Here is a 656-nt window from a genome sequence, read left to right as displayed (position 1 = left end):
CGATCTTCTGCTCCAGCAGGGCGATCAGCGCGTCGGCCTGGCGTACCGTCAGCGGGCGGTCATCCCCCTGTGCCCTCAGCTTGGCGTACGCCTGCAACAAGGCCATCAACCGGGCGCCGGCCTCACGCGGCAGGTAGAACTCTCCTTCCACGCCGCCGCCCTTGCCCGGGCGGACCCGCAGGAACCGCCGCCCGTAATCGGCCCGCTCATCCCGCTCTTCCCCATCGGGGTCCAGCACCGCCCGCAGATGGCGGCCGGCCTTGGCGACCTCCGCCGCCCCGGCCTTGCCCGCCAGGTCCACCAGGATCGGCTCCGCCAAGGTGGCCTGCTCGTCGGTTAGTCCGGCCACAGCGGCGCAGATAGCCTCCACCACCCCGGCCGCCAGCTCACCCGTGGCGAACTTCTCCCGCACGACGGGGAGGCGCGGCAGTTCCGCGCCCAGGGTGAGCAGGCGGCCCGCACCGCCCACCGTCATCCCCCCACTGGTGCGCAACCAGCAGCGGGTGGAGGCATGGCCGTGCTGCCTGGCCTGCCCCGCTCGATGGACCCGCCCGACGCGGTCGGCCAGGGCGCTGGTGATCCGATCCCGGGCGAACAGCAACTCCTCCGCCTCGGCCAGGCACACATCCACGTCATCGGGAAGCGGCGTCAGCGCC

At 72.9% G+C, this 656-nt stretch carries 1 protein-coding gene; it reads right to left on the bottom strand.

Annotated features, from left to right (window positions below):
- The coding region (locus FLV34_RS39575; protein WP_222709813.1) for a DUF222 domain-containing protein at nt 1–656 on the bottom strand (656 nt) is incomplete at both ends.

The organism is Microbispora sp. CSR-4 (assembly GCF_008033685.1).
Taxonomy (GTDB): Bacteria; Actinomycetota; Actinomycetes; order Streptosporangiales; family Streptosporangiaceae; genus Microbispora.
Note: the sequence above shows the minus strand (reverse complement) of the source record. Positions and strands in the feature narration are given on the sequence as shown.